Source organism: Kitasatospora nipponensis (assembly GCF_039528135.1).
GTDB lineage: Bacteria > Actinomycetota > Actinomycetes > Streptomycetales > Streptomycetaceae > Kitasatospora > Kitasatospora nipponensis.
This window is the reverse complement of record NZ_BAAALF010000065.1, coordinates 21,132-39,155: the sequence shown is the minus strand read 5'-3', so window position 1 is coordinate 39,155 and position 18,024 is coordinate 21,132. Positions and strand designations below refer to the sequence as shown.

General features: G+C 73.7%; 17 protein-coding genes and 1 pseudogene. 9 read left to right on the top strand and 9 right to left on the bottom strand.

Features of this window, described 5'->3' with window-relative positions:
* Both ABD323_RS19375 and ABD323_RS19370 read left to right on the top strand, forming a co-directional pair.
* Positions 1–1,284, top strand: a pseudogene (locus tag ABD323_RS19375) (hypothetical protein); the annotation flags it as partial.
* On the top strand, positions 1,272–4,622 hold the full coding sequence (locus tag ABD323_RS19370; protein ID WP_344442965.1) for a S41 family peptidase: 3,351 nt from the start codon (positions 1,272–1,274) through the stop codon (positions 4,620–4,622). The pseudogene ABD323_RS19375 and the gene ABD323_RS19370, both read left to right, overlap by 13 nt.
* A 99-nt stretch (positions 4,623–4,721) precedes the next feature.
* Here the strand turns inward: ABD323_RS19370 and ABD323_RS19365 are convergent, their stop codons facing one another.
* From ABD323_RS19365 to ABD323_RS19350, 4 genes are all read right to left on the bottom strand, one after another.
* Positions 4,722–4,976 carry a hypothetical protein gene (locus tag ABD323_RS19365; RefSeq protein WP_344442964.1) on the bottom strand — a complete coding sequence of 85 codons (255 nt, stop codon included), beginning with the start codon at positions 4,974–4,976 and terminating at the stop codon, positions 4,722–4,724.
* A 170-nt stretch (positions 4,977–5,146) separates the two neighbouring features.
* On the bottom strand, positions 5,147–5,593 hold the full coding sequence (locus tag ABD323_RS19360; protein WP_344442963.1) for a hypothetical protein: 447 nt from the start codon (positions 5,591–5,593) through the stop codon (positions 5,147–5,149).
* Positions 5,594–5,768: 175 nt separating this feature from the next.
* Positions 5,769–6,245, bottom strand: a complete 477-nt coding sequence (locus ABD323_RS19355; protein WP_344442962.1) for a GNAT family N-acetyltransferase — start codon at positions 6,243–6,245, stop codon at positions 5,769–5,771.
* 85 nt (positions 6,246–6,330) lie between these two features.
* Positions 6,331–6,825, bottom strand: coding sequence for an FBP domain-containing protein (locus tag ABD323_RS19350; RefSeq protein ID WP_344442961.1), 495 nt, complete (start codon positions 6,823–6,825; stop codon positions 6,331–6,333).
* 113 nt (positions 6,826–6,938) lie between these two features.
* On the opposite strand from ABD323_RS19350, the gene ABD323_RS19345 reads away from it, so the two are divergent.
* Entirely contained in the window at positions 6,939–7,532 is a 594-nt protein-coding gene (locus ABD323_RS19345) for a TetR/AcrR family transcriptional regulator (RefSeq protein ID WP_344442960.1), read from the top strand.
* 72 nt (positions 7,533–7,604) lie between these two features.
* Positions 7,605–8,351 carry a class I SAM-dependent methyltransferase gene (locus tag ABD323_RS19340; RefSeq protein ID WP_344442959.1) on the top strand — a complete coding sequence of 249 codons (747 nt, stop codon included), beginning with the start codon at positions 7,605–7,607 and terminating at the stop codon, positions 8,349–8,351.
* Between the two features lie 63 nt (positions 8,352–8,414).
* On the opposite strand, the gene ABD323_RS19335 is transcribed toward ABD323_RS19340, so the two are convergent.
* Positions 8,415–9,107 carry a TetR/AcrR family transcriptional regulator gene (locus ABD323_RS19335; protein ID WP_344442957.1) on the bottom strand — a complete coding sequence of 231 codons (693 nt, stop codon included), beginning with the start codon at positions 9,105–9,107 and terminating at the stop codon, positions 8,415–8,417.
* A 63-nt stretch (positions 9,108–9,170) separates the two neighbouring features.
* Here ABD323_RS19335 and ABD323_RS19330 point away from each other — a divergent pair, with 63 nt between their 5' ends.
* A complete protein-coding gene (locus ABD323_RS19330; RefSeq protein WP_344442956.1) occupies positions 9,171–10,289 on the top strand; it encodes an FAD-dependent oxidoreductase in 1,119 nt (372 codons plus the stop codon).
* 37 nt (positions 10,290–10,326) lie between these two features.
* Here ABD323_RS19330 and ABD323_RS19325 read toward each other — a convergent pair whose 3' ends face one another.
* The 3 genes from ABD323_RS19325 to ABD323_RS19315 form a co-directional block, all read right to left on the bottom strand.
* Positions 10,327–10,812 (bottom strand): MarR family winged helix-turn-helix transcriptional regulator, encoded by a 486-nt coding sequence (locus tag ABD323_RS19325; RefSeq protein ID WP_344442955.1) that lies wholly within the window; start codon positions 10,810–10,812, stop codon positions 10,327–10,329.
* Positions 10,809–12,254 (bottom strand): MFS transporter, encoded by a 1,446-nt coding sequence (locus ABD323_RS19320; RefSeq protein WP_344442954.1) that lies wholly within the window; start codon positions 12,252–12,254, stop codon positions 10,809–10,811. The genes ABD323_RS19325 and ABD323_RS19320 overlap by 4 nt, the downstream gene beginning before the upstream one ends.
* 97 nt (positions 12,255–12,351) lie before the next feature.
* On the bottom strand, positions 12,352–12,708 hold the full coding sequence (locus ABD323_RS19315) for a YciI family protein (protein WP_344442953.1): 357 nt from the start codon (positions 12,706–12,708) through the stop codon (positions 12,352–12,354).
* A 228-nt stretch (positions 12,709–12,936) separates the two neighbouring features.
* On the opposite strand from ABD323_RS19315, the gene ABD323_RS19310 reads away from it, so the two are divergent.
* The 4 genes from ABD323_RS19310 (at position 12,937) to ABD323_RS19295 (ending at position 15,255) form a co-directional block, all read left to right on the top strand.
* The gene (locus tag ABD323_RS19310) at positions 12,937–13,875 is read left to right on the top strand and encodes a helix-turn-helix domain-containing protein (RefSeq protein ID WP_344442952.1); all 939 of its coding nucleotides are present in this window, start codon (positions 12,937–12,939) and stop codon (positions 13,873–13,875) included.
* Complete coding sequence (locus tag ABD323_RS19305; protein WP_344442951.1) at positions 13,778–13,984, top strand: DUF397 domain-containing protein; 207 nt, start codon at positions 13,778–13,780, stop codon at positions 13,982–13,984. The genes ABD323_RS19310 and ABD323_RS19305 overlap by 98 nt, the downstream gene beginning before the upstream one ends.
* Positions 13,981–14,190, top strand: a complete 210-nt coding sequence (locus ABD323_RS19300) for a DUF397 domain-containing protein (protein WP_344442950.1) — start codon at positions 13,981–13,983, stop codon at positions 14,188–14,190. The genes ABD323_RS19305 and ABD323_RS19300 overlap by 4 nt, the downstream gene beginning before the upstream one ends.
* Positions 14,191–14,751: 561 nt before the next feature.
* Entirely contained in the window at positions 14,752–15,255 is a 504-nt protein-coding gene (locus ABD323_RS19295) for a hypothetical protein (RefSeq protein ID WP_344442949.1), read from the top strand.
* Between the two features lie 162 nt (positions 15,256–15,417).
* On the opposite strand, the gene ABD323_RS46050 is transcribed toward ABD323_RS19295, so the two are convergent.
* The gene (locus ABD323_RS46050) at positions 15,418–18,015 is read right to left on the bottom strand and encodes an eCIS core domain-containing protein (RefSeq protein ID WP_425556065.1); all 2,598 of its coding nucleotides are present in this window, start codon (positions 18,013–18,015) and stop codon (positions 15,418–15,420) included.
* Positions 18,016–18,024 lie beyond the last annotated feature (9 nt).

Genomic DNA, 18,024 nt, shown 5'->3' with positions numbered 1-18,024 from the left:
CCGACCGGCCCGGCCGGCTCTCCCGAGGGACCGACCCCCCGCCACCCGCCGTCCGGGCCGACCCCGGACCCGGCCCCGGCGCCCGCCCCGATACCCGCCGCGCCCGCCGACTTCGTCGGCCGCCGGGCCCAGCTCGACCGCCTGCACGCACTGGTGGCGGCCGCCACGGCCCACCCGCCGGACCCCGCCGCGGCCGGCGCCGCGCGGGTGGTCGTCGTCTGCGGCCAAGCGGGCCTGGGCAAGTCCGCGGTGGCGCTGCGGCTGGCCGAGGAGTCGGCCGGCGCCTTCGCGGACGGCGTGCGCCACCTGGACCTGCGCGGCGCCGGCACCGGCGCGCTGAGCGCCGACGACGCGCTCGCCCGCCTGCTGGGCACGCTGGGCGTGCCGCTCGACCGGCTGCCGCCCTCGCACCCCGAACGGGTCGCGCTCTACCGCTCGCTGCTGCACGACCGCCACGTGCTGCTCCTGCTGGACAACGCCGCCGACGAGGCCCAGGTCCGCCCGCTGCTGCCGGGCAGCGGCGGCAGCCTGACCCTGGTGACCAGCCGCCGCTCGCTGGCCGGGCTGGAGGGCGTGGACCGTCTGCCGCTGGACGTCCTGCCGCCCGCCGAGGCGGCCGCGCTGCTGGCCCGGATCACCGGCGCCCCCCCCCCCCCCCCCCCCGCCGAGCCGGCCCGAACCCCCGAGCCCGCCGCGTGGGCCCAGCCGACCCAGCCGACCGAGTGGGCCCAGCTGGCCGAGCTGGCCGAGCTCTGCGGCCGGCTGCCGCTGGCCCTGCGGATCGTGGGCGAGCGGCTGGCCGGCCGCGGGCCGGGCGCGGCCGGCCGGCTCGCGGAGCAGCTGCGCGACGAGGGGCGCCGGCTGGACGGCCTGGTCGCCGGCGACCTGGAGGTCCGGGCGGCGCTGCGGCACTCCTACGGGCTGCTGCCGCCCGACACCCGCCGGCTCTTCCGCCGGCTCGCGCTGGTGCCGGGCCCCGACCTCGGCCCGGCGGCGGCGGCCGCGCTCTGCGGGGCGTCGGTGCCGGCCGCCGAGGAGGCGCTGGAGACCCTGGTCGACGTCGGCCTGCTGCAGCCCGCCCCGACCGCCTTCCGCTACCGCTTCCACGACCTGATCCGGCTCTTCGCCCGCGAGCGGCTGGCCGGCGAGGAGTCCGCCGGCGCGGTGCGGGCCGCCCGCGCCGAGCTCCCGGCCGCCCTGCACCGCGAACCGCCGCGCCGGCCCCCGGCCGCCGCTCCCTCCGGTTGCCGGGCCCCGGCGCCCCCCGAAGCATGGGAGGGGTGAGCGAGCAGCGCGGCTACCTACGTCATCCGCACCTCAGCGGCGGCCTGCTGACCCTGACCGCCGAGGACGACGTCTGGGTGGCCCCCCTGGGCCCCGACGGGGCGTCAGGCCGCGCCTGGCGGGTCAGCTGCGACCGGACCCGGGTCAGCCACCCGCGGCTCTCCCCCGACGGCGCCACCGTCGCCTGGACCAGCTGGGCCGGGCTCACCCCCGAGGTCTGGACCGCGCCGGCCGCCGGCGGCGAGGCGGTCCGGCTGACCTACTGGGGGAGCCAGGACACCCGGGTGCGCGGCTGGCTGCCGGGCGGCGAGGTGCTCGCGGTGACCTCGTACCACGAGCCGTTCGCGCACTACACCTGGGCGCACGCGCTGCCGCCGGACGGCTCGCCGGGCCGCCGCCAGCCCTGGGGGCCGGTCCGCGACGCCCAGGTGGCGGGCGAGCACACGCTGCTGCTGACCGGCTGCGCCCCGCACGAGCCGGCCGCCTGGAAGCGCTACCGCGGCGGCGCCACCGGCCGGCTGTGGCTGGACGGCGAGCCGCTGCTGCCGGAGCTGGCCGGCCAGCTCTCCTCGCCGCTGCTGGTCGGCGGCCGGGTGGCCTTCCTCAGCGACCACGAGGGCGTCGGCAACCTCTACTCCTGCCGCCCCGACGGCTGGGACCTGCGCCGGCACACCGACCACGCCTCCTACTACGCCCGGGAGGCCGCCACCGACGGCCGGCGGGTGGTCTACCAGCACGCCGGCGACCTCTGGCTGCTGGAGAGCCTGGACGCGCCCGCGCCACGCCGCCTGGAGGTGCCGCTCGGCGGCTCCCGGGCCGGCCGGCGCCCGTACCAGGTGACCGCCTCGCGGCACGTCAACGACCTGGTCTGCGACGCCACCGGCCGCTCCGGGGTGGCCGCGCTGCGCGGCAGCCTGTACTGGCTGACCCACCGGGACGGCCCGGCCCGCGCACTGGCCGACACGCCCGGCGTGCGGGCCCGGCTGCCGGTGATGCTCGGCCACACCGGGCGGATCGCCTGGATCACCGACGCGGCCGGCGAGGACGCCCTGGAGCACGCCCCGCTGCCCGGCGCCACGACCGCGCCCGGCAGCGCCGAGCCGCCGCGCACCGTGCGGGCGGCCCGGCGGGGCCGGGTCCTGGAGCTCTCCGCCGCCCCCGACGGCCGCGTCCTGGCGGTGGCCGCCGCGGACGGCCGGCTGCTGCTGGTGCACGCCGCGGACGGCGCGGTGCGCGAGCTGGCCCGCTCCGAGCACGGACCGGTGCGCGGGCCGGCCTTCTCCCCGGACTCGCGCTGGCTGGCCTGGTCGCAGCCGGTGGCCGGCCGCTCGCTGCGCCGGATCCGGCTGCTGCGGATCGAGGGCGCGTTCGCCGGGCCCGCCCCCACCGAGGAGGCCGTCGAGTCCGCCACCGCCGTCGAGTCGACCACCTCCACCGAGTCGACCACCGCCACCGGGGGAGCCGAAGGGGCCGAGCGGTCCGCCGAGCCCTTCGAGGCGCTGCCACTGGACGTCACCGACGGCCGCTTCGAGGACGAGCAGCCGGTCTTCACCCGCGACGGCCGCTACCTGGTCTTCCTCTCCTGGCGCGGCTTCGACCCGGTGCACGACGTGCACACCGGCGACCTCTCCTTCCCGCTCGGCTGCCTGCCCTACCTGATACCGCTGGCCGCCGACACCCCCTCCCCGTTCGCCGCCGAGGTGGGCGGCGAGACGGACCGGGCGCCGGGCGACGGCACCGTGGTGGTGGACCCCGAGGGCATCGGCGACCGGCTGCTGCCGTTCCCGGTGGTCGCCTCCAAGTACTCCACCCCGGCCCCGGTGCGCGGCGGCCTGCTCTGGCTGCGCTGGCCGATCTCCGGCACCCTGGGCCAGACCTTCGCCGGCCCCAGCGAGACCTCCGGCCGCCCGGTCCTGGAGCACTTCGACCTGACCACCGCGACCCGCTCGACCCTCCAGGAGCAGGTGGACGGCTACTCGGTGGCCGGCGACGGCAGCGCGCTGACCACGTTCAGCGCCGGCTCCCTGCGGCTGATCCGGCTCGCCGCCCCCGGCGCCCCGCTCACCGTGGACCTGCGCCGGATCACCCACACCGTGCGGCCGGGCCCCGAGTGGCGCCAGGCGTACCACGAGGCGGCCCGGGTGGTCCGCGACCAGTTCTGGGACCCGGGCATGAGCGGCCTGGACTGGCCCGCGCTGATCGAGCAGTACGAGCCGCTGCTGGAGCGGATCGCCTCCCCGGACGACTTCGCCGACCTGCTGCGCGAGCTCTTCGGCGAGCTGGGCACCTCGCACGCCTACGTCACCCCCGCCCGGCGCGGCGAGGGTCCGCAGCCCGTCCAGCAGCCGCTCGGCCTGCTCGGCGCCACCCCGCGGCCCACCGCGGACGGCCGCTGGCTGCTGCACCGGGTGCTGCTCGGCGAGTCCTCCGACCCGCGCGCCCGCGCCCCGCTGGCCGCCCACCAGGTGCACGACGGCGACGAGCTGGTGGCCGTCGCCGGGCGGGCGCCGGACCCGGTGCGCGGCCCGGGCCCGCTGCTGGCCGGAGCCGGCGGCAGCACCCTCGAACTCACCCTGCGGCGCGGCGAGGACGGCCCCGCGCGCCGGGTCGCGGTCACCCCGCTGACCGACGAGCGCCCGATCCGCTACCAGGAGTGGGTGGCCCGGCGCCGCACGCTGGTGCGCGAGTTCAGCGACGGGCTCTGCGGCTACCTGCACATCCCCGACCTGGGCGGCTCCGGCTGGGCGCAGTTCAACCGCGACCTGCGGCGCGAGCTCGACCGCCCGGCCGTGGTGCTGGACGTGCGGGGCAACGCCGGCGGCAACGTCTCGGAGCTGGTCCTGGAGAAGCTCAGCCGCCGGGTGCTGGGCTGGGACCACGGCCGCGGCCGGCGCCCGGTGCGCTACCCCCGCGACGCGCCGCGCGGCCCGGTGGTGGCGCTGGCCGACGAGGCGACCAGCTCGGACGGCGACGTGATCATCACCGCCGTGCGGCTGCTGGGCCTGGGCCCGGTGGTGGGCCGGCGCACCTGGGGCGGCGTGGTCGGCACCACCGGCCGCCACGCCCTGGGCGACGGCACCCAGATCTCGGTGCCCACCACCGCCTCCTGGTTCGTCGGCGGCTACGGCTTCGGGGTGGAGAACCACGGGGTGGCGCCCGACATCCCGGTGCTGCGCAGCCCCGCCGACTGGGCGGCCGGGCGCAACACCGAGCTGGCCGAGGCGGTCCGGGTGGCGCTGGAGCTGCTGCGCGAGCAGCCGGCCGCCGCCCCGCCGCCGGCCGACACCCCGCGCCCCGACCTGCGCCGCCCCCCGCTGCCGCCACGCGGCGGCCACTGAACGCGCCGCGCGGTAAGCCCACGGCGGGCGAGCGGACCGCTGGCAAGCGGGCGGGGCGCGCCCGGCGTGGGCGCGCCCCGCCCGATCGGGGTCAGCGGATCACTTCTCCCATTCGTGCCCGCCCTCACTCTCCATGTCCGACTCGGCCTGCTCCAGCGGCGACTCAGGGGCCGGACGGGCCTTGTCGGCGAGATTGCCCATCGCGTCCCCGGCCGGGCCGGGCATCTTGTCGGCCGCCTGGTGACCGGTGTCCGCCATGCGCTCACGGGCGGTGTCCGTCATCTCACCGGCCTTCTCGGTGGCCTTGTCGCCGTGGTCGCCGAGCATGCCCTTGATCCTGTCCATCAGGCCCATGTCTCCTCCTAAGCGGTTCGTCCGACGTGGGCTGCGACCAACATGTCACCGCTGCCGCCACCCCGCATGTCGGCGGCCCCGCGGCCCGGCCCGGGCGCCACGACGGGCGGGGGCCCCCCCCCCCCGCCCGGGGGGGGGGGGGCCGCCGCCGCTGGAAGCGGGGTGTCAGGTCAGCAGTTGACCGGGACGTCCACCGTCACCGGGGTGTTGAACCACGGGTAGGAGGAGACCGAGAAGGAGGCGTGCACGGTCGAGCCGCACGCCACAGTGCCGCCCACGCCGGTGATCTTGGTGGTGGTGGCGCGGAAGATCACGTTCTGCTGCACCGTGCCGAGCGAGTCACCGCCGACCACGTTGCCGCTCAGCGTGACGTTGAGGTACTGCGGCTGCGGGCCGGGGCCGCCCGGGCTCGGCGGGCCGGCGAGGGCGATCTGGCCGAAGAGCTGGACGGAGCCGTCGGAGGAGACGTCGGCACAGACCTTGGTCGACAGGCCGGACTGCAGGCCCGAGTAGCTGCAGGTCTCGGTGGTGGTGGTCGCCGTGGCGGCGAACGCCGGGGCCGCGCCGGTCAGGGCCAGGCCGGCCGCGCCGGCGGCCAGCAGGAGGGTGCGCTTCATGAGAGATGTCTCCAGAGTGCGTCTGGGCACTGGACGTTCCAGTGCCCTTGCAATGTGATATTTCACTATCCCCTCTCATCTGAGGCGGCGTCAACTTGAACATCTGGTGACCGAATTACGAAGGGCGGCTGGGTGATCCTCCAGCCGCCCTCCGCACTACCCTCACCCGCTCGGCCTACTCCGCGACGCCCTCCAGCGTCCACCCCATGGTCAGGTCGGGCAGCTTCTCCATGTTCTCGCTGCCGTCGGAGACCGACAGCACGGTGAAGCCGTGCCGCTCGTAGAACGCGCGGGCGTCGGTGTTCTGCTCGAAGACGTGCAGCGACAGCGCCCCGGCGCTGTGCCACTTCGCCTCGTTCAGCAGGTAGGTGCCGATGCCCTGGCGGCGCACGTCCGGCCGCAGGTAGAGGTGCTCCAGCCAGGAACCCTCCACGGCGGCGTAGCCGAGCACCTCGCCCCCGCGCACCGCCACCCAGGTGCGGCACTCGGTCAGCAGCACCTCCTCGACCCAGCGGGTCACCTGCTCGTGCGTCCGCTTCGGCGGCGGCAGGAAGGGCATGCTCGCGACCCGCGAGGTCACGTGGATGCGGGCGACGACGTCCGCGTCGGCGACGGTGGCGGGGCGGATCTCGATCGCGGTGGCCTCGGTCAAGGCGGTGTGCTCCTCAGGGGGACGGGACTCTGGTCGGACATACGGATCTTTGACGACCGGACCGCTGGCGGCGACCCGGTGACGCTCAGGCAAAGAGCGAGTCCAGGAAGGCGGCCAGCTTGCCGGTGGTGCGCTCGACCTGTTCCTCCAGGGTCAGCGACTCCTGGATCCGCGTCGCCGTGGCCGACGACTTGCGCCCGCGCACGTAGAGCGAGCAGGCGAGGTCGGCGCAGACGTACAGGCCCACCGAGTTGCCCTCGCGCCCGGCCACACCGGCCTTGCGCGCCGCCATCAGCACCACGCCGCCGCCCTGGTGGGTGGTCAGGCAGAGCGAGCAGAGGCTGCTGCGCAGCAGGCCGTGGCGCTGGGTGGAGGTGCGCAGCGCGACGCCGACCAGCTGGTCACCTCGTTCGGCGACCAGGTAGCCGCGATCGGGGGCACCGGCGTCGCGCCAGCCCAGGAAGTCCAGCTCCTCCCACGGCCGGTCGGCGAGGTCGCGCGGCACGGCGAGGCGGCCGGCCTCCCCCTTGGAACAGTTGACGAAGGAGGCGCGGACGTCCCGCTCACTCAGTGGCTTCATGGTGACGAGCCAACCATTCCTAGGTAGGCTAGGCAAATGAATATCGGCCTTAGGCGCTGCCCTGGGGCGACTCGTCCAGCAGCCACCCTCGACCGACCGACCGGAGGCACCGCGTGGCCCGTGCGGGACTGACCCCTGAGCGCCTCACCGAGGCCGCCGCCGACCTCGCCGACCGGATCGGCTTCGAGCAGGTCACCGTCACCGCGCTGGCCCGCGGCTTCGGCGTCAAGGACGCCAGCCTCTACTCGCACGTCCGCAACGCGCAGGAGCTGCGCACCCGGGTCGCCCTGCTGGCCGCCCGCGAACTGGGCGAGCGGCTGCGGGCGGCCGTCGCCGGTCGCGCGGGGCACGATGCGCTGGTCGCCTTCGCCGACGCCTTCCGGGACTTCGCGCTCCGTCACCCCGGCCGCTACGCCGCCAGCCAACTCCCGCTGCCCGAAGAGGTCCTGGTGACCTCACCCGGCCACACCCAGGTGGTCCGCACCATCTACGCGGTGATGCACGCCTACGGCCTGGCCGAGCCCGAACAGACCGACGCCGTCCGCCTGTTGCGCAGCGCGCTCTACGGCTACGTCAGCCTCCAGGCCGCCGGCGCCTTCCTGCACCAGCGCGAGGTGCAGACCTCGTGGGAACAGGGCGTGGCCGCCCTGCACTTCACCCTGAGCAACTGGTCGGCGGCGACCGCCACTGCGACTGCGACGGGCTGAGCGCTGCTCAACCTGCTGCGGGGAGAGGGAAATTCGGGCGACGTGCGGGCTGCGCCCAGGGAGACTTCCGCCATGTTCTCCGACGCCGAAGCGGCCGAGCTCTACGACCTGCTGAACCCGTGGGATCCCGCCCGGTTCCCCGGTGACGCCTTCTACGCGGACCTGCTGACGGAAGCCGACTCGGTGCTCGACGTCGGCTGCGGCACCGGCGCGATGCTCCACCTGGCACGCCGACGCGGCCACACCGGACGGCTGATGGGCATCGACCCGGACCGCGCCGCCCTCGATCGGGCCCGCCATCGCGCCGGCGTCGGCGACGCCGGCATCGAGTGGGTCGAGGGCACGGCCGCCGACTGCCCGCCACGGGCCGATTTCGAGCTCGCCGTGATGACCGGCCACGCCTTCCAGTTCCTGGTCGGCGACGAGGAGTTGCGTGCCTCGCTCGCGGCCGTCGCAGCCGCCCTGCGCGTCGGCGGCCGGTTCGCCTTCGAGACCCGGCACCCGCAGGCACGCGCCTGGGAGGAGTGGAACCCCGCCGACGCCGCCGACCTGACCGGCCCGGGCGGGCGCGAACTGCGGGTCTGGCACGAGGTGGAGTCCGTCACCGGCGGCGTCGTCACCTTCACCGGGACGACGGCCACCCCGGACGGCACCGTCCTGCGGGTCGACCGCGCCCGCCTGCGCTTCCTCGAGGAGGCCGCCCTGGACGCGCTGTTGCACGACGCGGGCTTCACCATCGAGGCACGCTACGGCGACTGGCGGCGCGGACCGGTCACGGCGGCGAGCCGGGAGATCGTCACGATCGCCCGCCGCCGGTAGCGCGGAACCGGTGGCGCGCGGAACCGGCGGTGGCCCGCCCGCACCGACCACGGGAGCCGGGCATCACGCCGGCGGCCGGGTCAGCTTGGCGGCCACCGCGTCGAGGACCCACTCCAGGCCGGTCGCGAACGACGTCTCGGGGTCCACGTCCGTGCCGTCGTGCACGGCCCGGCTCAGCGCCGGGAAGCGGCCCGTGGCCAGCATGCTCGTCACGTGCGGGCCCGAGGCGCGCTGCCAGTCGCGCTCGGACAGGCCGGTGGCGCGCTCGGCCCGCAGGTCGGCGATCTCGCGCCTGAGTGCGCCGATGCAGTAGGCGCCGACCGTCTCCACCGCGCGCAGGACGGTGTCGATGTCCGCGAGGCCGTTCAGGGCGGCCAGCCAGGCCTCGGTCACGGCGAGGCCGTTGGGGCCCAGGGACGGTCGGCCGCCGAGCAGGTCGGCCAGCCAGGCGTGCCGCAGAGTCGTCCGCCGGGTGCGGTGGGCGAGGACGCGCAGCGCCTCCCGCCAGTCAGCGGGCTGCTCCTCGGGCAGGATCTCGGCGTGCACCTCGTCCACCATCAGGTCGAACAGCTCCTGCTTGGTGGAGATGTAGCCGTACAGCCGCATCGGGCCGGCCTCCAGCCGGGCGGCGACCTTGCGCAGCGACACCGCCTCCAGCCCGCCCTCGTCGGCCAGCGCGACGGCGGCCGCGACGATCCGCTCCCGGTCGAGCGGCACGGGGCGCGCCGGCGGCTCCGGCCGGTCCCACACGGTCATTGGTCACACCGATCTGTCGCGTCTGTTGCGGTGTCTCGCGCCGCGGAAATACAGTGTATCGACATGAGACATCGTATCGCCGTGGTCGGCGGCGGCCCCGGCGGCCTGACCTTCGCCCGTGTCCTGCACCGCCACGGCCACCCCGTCACCGTCCTCGAACGCGATCGCGGCCCCGACGCCCGCCCCCCGGGCGGCATGCTGGACCTGCACGAGGGGATGGGGCAGCTCGCGCTGGACAAGGCGGGGCTGCTGGCGGAGTTCGAGGCGCTCTCCCGCCCCGAGGCGCAGGCCATGCGGATCCTGGACGTCGACGGGACCGTCCTGCGCGACTGGCGACCGGGTCCGGACGACCGGGCCAATCCCGAGATCGACCGCGGGCAACTCCGTGACCTGCTGCTCGGCCCCCTCGACGTCCAGTGGGGCCGCGGCGTGACACGGGTGGTGCCCGGGACCCGGGACGGCGCACGCGTCCACTTCGAGGACGGCCGGCAGGAGGCGTTCGACCTCGTGGTCGGCGCGGACGGCGCCTGGTCCCGGACCCGCCCGGCCCTCTCCCCGGTGACGCCGCACTACACCGGCATCACCACGGTCGAGACCTCCCTCGACGACGTCGACACCCGCCACCCCGACCTCGCCCGGCTGGTCGGCGACGGCTCCCTGGCCGTGTACGGCGTGAACCGCAAGCTCGTCGCCCAACGCAACAGCGGCGGCCACGTCAAGGTCTACGCCCAGTTCCGCGCCCCGCTGGACTGGCACGCGGGGCTGGACCTGGCCGACCCCGACGCCGTGCGATCGAGCCTGCTGACCCTGTTCGACGGCTGGGCCTCCCCCGTCCTGGACCTGCTCCGCCGCGGCACCGCCTTCGCCCACCGCCCCCTGCACGTCCTGCCCGTCGCGCACACCTGGACCCACGTCCCCGGGGTGACCCTGCTGGGCGACGCCGCCCACCTGATGCCCCCGCTGGGGGCGGGCGCGAACCTCGCGATGCTGGAGGGCGCCGAACTCGCGGAGTCCATCGCCACCGTCCAGGGGGACCTGGACGAGACCGTCCGCGCCTTCGAGGAGGGGATGTGGGCCCGGGCCGGCAGGTGGGCGAAGATCACGACGGCCGGCCTGGAACGCCTCGTGAGTTCCGACCCCGCCGAAGCCCTCGCCCTCTTCGACCAGGTCCAGCCGTCCTGACCGCCGAGCCCGGGTGCACCGGCACCGGCAGCGCCGGTCAGCTCTCCAGCAGGCCGGTCAGCAGGCGCTCCAGGGTGGCCAGTTCCTCCGGCGCCAGGTCCAGCATGGCGGCCGGCGGGCGGGCCAGGATCTGCTCGGCGCGGGTCGCGGCCAGCAGGCCGGCCGGGGTGAGGGTGACCAGCTTGTAGCGGCGGTCGTCCGGGTGGACGGTCCGCGCCACCAGCTCGCGCCGCTCCAGGTCGTCGACGATCAGCGTGGTGTAGGCCTTGTCCGAGACCAGGCCGGTGGCGAGTTCGCGCATGGTGAGCGGGCCGCCGCGCAGCCGGCGCAGGGCCTTGGCGCGGAAGAAGCTCATGTCCAGGGCGTCGCTGACCTCCTTGCGGCGGTCTCCGTGCTCCAGCACCAGGTTGCGCATGACGGCCCAGACCCGGGCCGCCGCCTCGGTGGTGTCCGGGGCGGCCGGCTCGGCGGCCGGTTCGGCGACTGACTCGGCGACTGGCTCGGTCAGCGGGTTCTCGTTCATGGGGTGGTGATCGGTGTCCTGGTCCGTTCGGGGATCATGCTCGCTGCGGCGCGCTGCGCGGTCCCTACCGCCCATCGGCCCGTGGTGAGGATACCCAGCACGAACACCGCTCCCCCGCAGCAGGCGATGATCCACCAACCGGCGTGGCTGGCCGCCACGAAGCCGGTCCGCAGCGAACCGTGCACCGCGGAGGTCACCACCGAGCCGACGACCGCGACCCCCAGCGACTGTCCGACCTGACGGCTGGTGGAGGCGACGGCGGCGGCCACCCCGGCCTGGCTGCGCGGCATCCCGGAGACGGCGGTGTTGGTGATCGGCGAGTTCAGCATGCCGAAGCCCAGGCCGAAGACCGTGTAGGCGAGCAGCAGTTGCCAGGTCGGCGTGCCCGCGCTCAGGCCGGTCAGCAGCAGCCCGCCGATCGTCATCGTCGCGCCGGCCACCAGCAGCGGTATCCGCGGACCACGGCTGCCGACCAGCCGGCCCGAGATCGGCGCGAAGAGGACCGTCATGACGGCCATCGGCAGGGTGTAGAGCCCCGCTCGCAGGGCGCTGAAGTCCCGGACGTCCTGGAGGTAGAGGGTGTTGAGGAAGAGGAAACCGGCCAGCGAGGCGAAGCCGCAGACCGCTATGACGGTCGCCCCGGAGAACGGCACGCTGCGGAAGAAGCCGAGCTCGATCAGCGGCTCCTCGCGCCGCGACTCGTAGCCCAGCAGACCGAGCAGGGCGGCCAGCGCGAGGCCGAAGCAGGCCAGCGTCTGGAGGGAGGTCCAGCCGGCGCCGGGCGCCTCGATGATGCCGTAGGTGAGCGAGGCGAGCAGCAGGATGACCAGCACCTGTCCGACCGGGTCGACCCGGCGCGGGTGCGGGGCCCGGGACTCGGGGACGAAGCGACCGGCGAGCACCAGCGCGGCGATGCCCACCGGGATGTTGACCCAGAAGATCGCCGGCCAGCCGAACGAGCCGGTCAGCAGCCCGCCGAGCACCGGCCCGAGCGCCATGCTCACCCCCACCGTCGCGCCCCACACGCCGATCGCCCGGGCCCGCTCGCGCGGCTCGGTGAAGGTGTTGGTGATGATCCCCATCGCCACCGGGTTGAGCATCGAGCCGCCGACCGCCTGGATCATCCGCGCGCCGATCAGCCACCCCAGCCCCGGTGCGAGGCTGCAGAGCAGGGAGCCGAGGGTGAAGAGCACCAGCCCGGCCCGAAAGGTCCGCCGCCGGCCGATCCGGTCGCCGGTGGAGCCGGAGAGCATGAGCAGGCTGGCCAGCACCAGCGTGTAGGCGTCGATGGTCCACTGCAGACCGGAGACGGAGGCGTGCAGGTCACGCTGGATCGAGGGCAGAGCGACGTTCACGATCGTGTTGTCGAGCCCGACGATGAACAGGCTCATGCAACAGATCGCGAGCACCAGCATCCGCCGGCGTGGGCTGAGCTCGGGCATGGGTCACCTCAGGTGGTTGTGCTCCTGCAACTGTTTTAAGGCTACAACCATCTCGGGGCCGACTTCATGCCCGTTTCCACGCGCGACTTGGATCGGCTCAGGAGTCCAGTGCACCGATCGGGCGGACCTCCACGGTCGCCCACCGCGCGGCGGGGCACTGCTCGGCGATGGCGAGCGCCTCGCTCTCCGTGGCGACGTCGATGTGCATGAGGGCGCCGATCATCTCCTGCTGCGAGTCGGGGAACGGGCCTGCGGCGTGCACCACCTCCCCGTCACGCACCTGCACGCGCGTCGCCCTGCTGTCGGAGCTGAGCATCTGCGCCGTCACCAGGATCCCGCGCGCCACCAGGCCCTCGGCGAAGTCGCGCATGCCGTCATTGGCCGCCCGACTCTCGGCGGGGGTGCGCGAGGCGCGCAGACCGCGCGGCTCGACGAACAGCAGCAGGTAACCCATCGATGTCCTCCGGGGACGGTGATCGTCAACCCGTCCGACGGTGGCGGCGGACGGGGCCGCAGGGTATCGAAGGCGGGGGCGCCGCACGTCGGAGCGGGCGCTGTGGATCGGTCAGTTGATCTGATCATCCGTCATATTTCTCCACCCGTAAGATCATTGCCCCCGGCGACCGCGCACAGTTACGGTGCGAGTGCCTCCCGTGAGCATGCGCCTTCCGAGGGAACTGCCTTGAACCAAAAGGATCTCGACCCCACTGCCTCCCCGCTCGCCGCCTTCGGCACCCAACTGCGCAGGTCGCGCCGAGCGAAGAACCTGACCCAGGGCGAGCTGGGCAAGCTGATGAACTACAGCGACACCCTGATCTCCTACGTGGAGCGCGCCGAGCGCAACCCGCCCCGCCATTTCGCCGTCCGCGCGGACCAGGTGCTGGAGACCGGCGGCACCCTGGAACTCATGTGGTGGCACCTGAGCCGGGATTCGTTGACCGACGGGTTCCCGGAGTTCGCCAAACTCGAAGCCAAGGCCGTCGAGATGCGCCTCTTCGAAGTGACCCTCGTCCCCGGCATCCTGCAGACCGAGGCCTACGCCAGGGCTCTCGTGCGCACCTCGATCGACTACGGCAACACCACCCCGGCGCAGGCAGAGGAGCGCATCGCCTTCCGGATGGCGCGCCAGCAGGTCCTCCAGCGCGACCCGGCCCTCCACCTCTTTGCCGTACTGGACGAGAGCTGCCTGCGTCGAGTCGTAGCCGAGCCGCAGGTCATGGCAGCGCAGTTGACCCATCTTCTGCGCCTGGCCCAGAAGCCGAACATCGTCCTACAGGTGGCACCCTTCGCACGCGCGACCCGGATGCCGTTCAGCAGGTCGATCAGGCTCCTCAACCTGCCCGGCCACCGACGGATCGGATACACGGAAACACCCCAACGCGGCTCTCTGGAGCGCGATCCGGAGAAGGTCACCGCCTGGCGCAGGGACTACGACCGGCTCCAGGTCGAAGCCCTCGCACAGGCCGACTCCCTGGAAATGATCCGCACCGTGCGGGAGGATTACCTCCATGACCACCGTTGTCATGACGAACGCCACCTGGCGCAAGAGCAGCTACAGCAGCGGCGGCGGCGACTGCATCGAGGTCGCATCCGGATTGCCCGACCTCGCCCCCGTCCGTGACTCCAAGAACCCCCACGGCCCCGCCCTCGCCTTCACCACCACCGCCTTCACCGACTTCCTCACCGCGCTCAAGACCGGCACCCTCTCAACCACAGGAGTGTCTCCATGACCACCGTTGTCCCGACCAACCTCTCCTGGCGCAAGAGCAGCTACAGCAGCGACGGCGGCGACTGCATCGAGGTCGCATCCGGATTGCCCGACCTCGCCCCCGTCCGTGACTCCAAGAACCCCCACGGCCCCGCCCTCGCCTTCACCACCACCGCCTTCACCGACTTCCTCACCGCCCTCAAGACCGGCACCCTCCCCAGCCGCTGAGCAGGCCCGCCAGATCGGCCGCCGGAGGAGCGGAACGGTGAGCCCAACACCCCCGCATGACCACCACGATGACCCTCAGCCCATCACCCGGACGCAGAACGCGGTCGCGGCGGCACTGCCGCTGGCGCAGCGGATGGAGTTCTACCGGGAGATGGGCGAGGCCGACGTCGAGACGATCGGCGGAGTGTTGCGCCCGATGGTGGCTACGGGCCGACCTGTACCGGGACCCGAAGCACGGCCACATCCACGCCGCCGCCCAGGCCGGCGCCGCGCCCGGCACCTCGGCCTCGGCGTTGCTTCGCCAGTCCCCCCGCGGTGAGCCACGACGACTTCGGCGACGACGCCGACGATCAGGACGCTCCGCTCACCACTCTCCGACCGTGCCCCAACGGTGCTGAGGTCAGCCCCCTCCCCCCGCTTCGGGCGGCCCACACGCGCCTCGGCTGATTCCTCAAGTCACGCTCACCACAAGCTAGTTGACCATCATCCAAACCCTTGCCAGGCCGGCCGCGGCGTGCCCATCATGAGTTGCTGACACACAGTCAACACCACGGGGGAAACATGAAATTCAAGATCAGGTCCGCGGTCGTGGCCGCGGCCGTCTCGGCCACGTCGCTGGTCGGACTGGCGGCGGCGCCCAGCGCCCAGGCGTGCGGTCTGCAGACCGTCGGCCACGTCATGGAGGTCGTGACGACCGCCGGATACGACCTGGGCACCTTCTACCAGGGCTACGACAACTGCCAGCACTCGGCGTACGCGGAGTTCCACTTCAAGGACCTGTGGGTGTCGAGCGTCGCGACCAACAGCAGGGTCTGGATCGTCAGCGCCGCACGGACCGACCCGGGCATGACCACCTACAACCCGAACGGGGCGCAGTGGTGGGACGCCGGCAAGGAAGGCATCTACAGCACGGGCAACGAGGACTTCGAGGCGGGCTTCTACCTCAGCTGGAACGGGTACATCTGCCAGGGCTACAGCGACTGGTACTACGGCACCGGCACCCAGATCGGTTACGGAGTGGGTGGCCCCAACTGTCAGAAGGTGGGCACCGGCGCGACCCCGTGACGACGCCGGCCGCCTGAGAGACCAACCGCACGACGAGTCCCCGCCGTCATCGGCGGGGACTCGTCCGCACCCCCACGAGGGCGGCGAAGTCTCGTCACGCGAGCGCTCTCTCATGATCCGCCCGCACCACCTCCACCCCCAACCCTCTGATCAGCTGTCAGTTCATCCGTAGACGGCGGGCTTCTGCCGCTTGCGCGTGGTCTTCTGCTCCACCAGGCTCATCTCGTTCGCGGTGAGGTCCTCGCCGAGCTTGTCGAACACGGCCTTCCTGAGGTGCTTGGCCGAGATCCCCTGGCGGAAGAGGGGGGTGCAGAAGAGGTCGGGGAAGGCGGTCTGGACGGATCGCACCCATTCGTCGATGGACCGCTTGAGGTTGATCACGGGCCCGGCGGACGACTTCAGGTGCTCCCTGAGGTCATCTGTCGCCTCGGGGACGGTGTTGGGGCCGGTCTCGAACATCAACGAATAAATGATCTTGGTGCGGGCCGCCCGGTGGTCGAAGTGCACGAGGGCGTCGGTGACGGCCTGGCCCCGCACGGCGGGGGTGAGCGGGGTGGCGCCTGCCACCACCTGGGCCTGGAGTTGCTGCAGGTTCGTCAGCGCCGGCCCTTCGCCGTTCGAGCCGGGGCGGGAGTCCCCGACGGGTGTCCCGACCGTGCTCAGGCTGCTGGCCTGCTGCAGCATCAGGTAGCCGCGCATCACCGAGCTCAGCAGCTCCGACCAGGCGTGCGGGGTCAGGGTGGTGGTGGCGTCGAGCCCGTGGGCCAGGAGTGTGGTGACCTGGTGCCGCAGCGGGGTCCAGTCGTTCGCGAGTCCGACGGGCAGGGGCGGACGGCCCGCGGTGCGCCGCACGCCGGTGTGCAGCCAGCGCAGGACCTCGCGGGCGCTCCCTCCCTCCAGTGCCCGCACCGCGGTGACGAGCAGGCTCCACGAGGACAGGTGCGCCCCGGCGTCCGGCTTGTACTGGGTGTAGGGGCGTTCCTGCAGGCTGATCCGCACCCGGGAGACCTCGACCGCCGTCGCGGCGTGGGAGGCCACCGAGTTCGCCCCGGTCCGCGTCTGCGGGCTGACCAGCAGGTCGACGGCGAAGCCCTTGTCCAGGGAGCCGGCGGCGAGCTTGAAGGCGGTCCCGCTGGCCGCCACCGTGGAGCCCGCGGAGCCGGGCTGCGCAGCGGCGGTCATGTTCGTGCGGATCGCCGCGTAGTTCACCCCCGCCGCGGGGCCGGCGTTGAAACGCCGGTTGCCGTCGACGTTGTTCTGGGACGCCTCGCCCTGCAGCGCGAAGGCCACCTTGGGGAAGGCATGGGCCAGCGTCCGCCAGAAGTGCTCGTTGGCCAGGTCCCGGTTGCCGATCGGCAGGGAGGAATGGCTCAGCGGGTAGTCCTGGAGGTGGCTGATCGCCGCCTTCGCCTCCTGCCTCCTGGTACCGAGGTTGGTGGGCAGTGACGTGTCGGCCTCGATCCCCCACAGGGCGTTCATGGCGTCGGCCTCGCCGTCCCCGTCCGGATGGCCGTTGTTGTAGGTGGTGGCCGGGCAGACCTGGTACGCCTTCACGTACGCGACCAGCAGGTCCGACAGGACGGCCGACCACAGGTGCAGCGGACGCGCGTGGTTGGCGGCGTCCTGCCTCAGGGTGTCGGCCCGCGCCCGCAGCGTGTTCCAGATGCCGGCGGGGGTGTCGCCCGTCTGGGGCGCCGCTGTGGCGAGCGCGGCGAGGCTGTCCTCGATGTAGCCCACGAGGACGCTGGCCGGCCGTCCTTCCATCGCGGTCAGGGACTGCCGGGTCAGCGTCCACGCGGTGGTGTGGGCCTTCTGCCCGCTCCCTCCGAAGCGGGTGGGGCCGCGCTGCGTCCCGATCTCCACACCGCGGATGTTCACGTGACCGACCGCGTACTGGTGGCCGTTCGTCGCGACCGGGGCGAACGCCGGATCCGGGGCGACGTCGATGTGCACCTGGAACGGGCTGTCGGCCGGCGGGACGTAGGTCCAGGTCTCGTACGGGTTCGTCATCGTCTCGGCCGTCATGCCGTGCCGCCCGCCGTACCGCTGGACGGCCCTCGCGGTGTCGTGGCCACCCCCGCCCGATCCACTCGACCCCTGCGCTGGGGCCACGGCCGACCGCGCGGGCACCTCCCCCGACATGGCCCGCACCGCGTTCGCCTCCGCCGCCCGTTCGAAGCGGTCGCCCGGGTCCGAGAGGGACAGTCCGTCGCCGTGGTCCGTGCCGGCGACGGAGCCCTGCCGCTGCTGGATGACGTGGGTGAGTTCGTGGGCGAGGGTGTGCTGGTCGGCGCCGCCCGCACCGATCACCACGTGCCGGCCCGAGGTGTAGGCACGGGCGCCGATCTCCCGCGCCGAGCGCGCGGCCGCCGCGTCGTCGTGCAACCGCACCTCGCCGAAGTCCGCGCCGAGCCGGCTCTCCATCTCCGAACGCAGCACGTCGGGCATGGGCTGCCCCGGGGACCGCAGCACCTCGTGCACCCCGGACCGCTGCACGGGACGGTCCGGCGCCTGCGGCCCACCGCACGGGTCCGGCCGACCGCGTGACGGGTCGTGGGCGCGCCGCCGCTGCTCCACCAGCGGCGCGACGGCGGCATTGCCGATGGTGCGCTGCAGGGCCAGCACCATCCGCGCGGTCAGCTCGCCTCCCACCTCGGCGGCCCCGGCGGCCTGCACGGCGGTCTCCTGCGCCGCCCGGCGCCCGTCGGTCCGCAGCTGCTCGTCGGGCCCACCCTGCGACTGTTGGTCGTGCGCGCGCACATCCGCTCC

Coding starts and splice junctions, on each gene's coding strand:
- ABD323_RS19315 (WP_344442953.1), bottom strand. CDS start 12,708: ATGGGTTACCTGCTGCTGTTCGTCGAGCCGCGCGGTCTGCGCGCCTCG.
- ABD323_RS19360 (WP_344442963.1), bottom strand. CDS start 5,593: ATGAAGCGCACCCTCCTGCTGGCCGCCGGCGCGGCCGGCCTGGCCCTG.
- ABD323_RS19350 (WP_344442961.1), bottom strand. CDS start 6,825: ATGAAGCCACTGAGTGAGCGGGACGTCCGCGCCTCCTTCGTCAACTGT.
- ABD323_RS19305 (WP_344442951.1), top strand. CDS start 13,778: ATGACGAACGCCACCTGGCGCAAGAGCAGCTACAGCAGCGGCGGCGGC.
- ABD323_RS19330 (WP_344442956.1), top strand. CDS start 9,171: ATGAGACATCGTATCGCCGTGGTCGGCGGCGGCCCCGGCGGCCTGACC.
- ABD323_RS19300 (WP_344442950.1), top strand. CDS start 13,981: ATGACCACCGTTGTCCCGACCAACCTCTCCTGGCGCAAGAGCAGCTAC.
- ABD323_RS19295 (WP_344442949.1), top strand. CDS start 14,752: ATGAAATTCAAGATCAGGTCCGCGGTCGTGGCCGCGGCCGTCTCGGCC.
- ABD323_RS19320 (WP_344442954.1), bottom strand. CDS start 12,254: ATGCCCGAGCTCAGCCCACGCCGGCGGATGCTGGTGCTCGCGATCTGT.
- ABD323_RS19335 (WP_344442957.1), bottom strand. CDS start 9,107: ATGACCGTGTGGGACCGGCCGGAGCCGCCGGCGCGCCCCGTGCCGCTC.
- ABD323_RS19370 (WP_344442965.1), top strand. CDS start 1,272: ATGGGAGGGGTGAGCGAGCAGCGCGGCTACCTACGTCATCCGCACCTC.
- ABD323_RS19365 (WP_344442964.1), bottom strand. CDS start 4,976: ATGGGCCTGATGGACAGGATCAAGGGCATGCTCGGCGACCACGGCGAC.
- ABD323_RS19325 (WP_344442955.1), bottom strand. CDS start 10,812: ATGAACGAGAACCCGCTGACCGAGCCAGTCGCCGAGTCAGTCGCCGAA.
- ABD323_RS19340 (WP_344442959.1), top strand. CDS start 7,605: ATGTTCTCCGACGCCGAAGCGGCCGAGCTCTACGACCTGCTGAACCCG.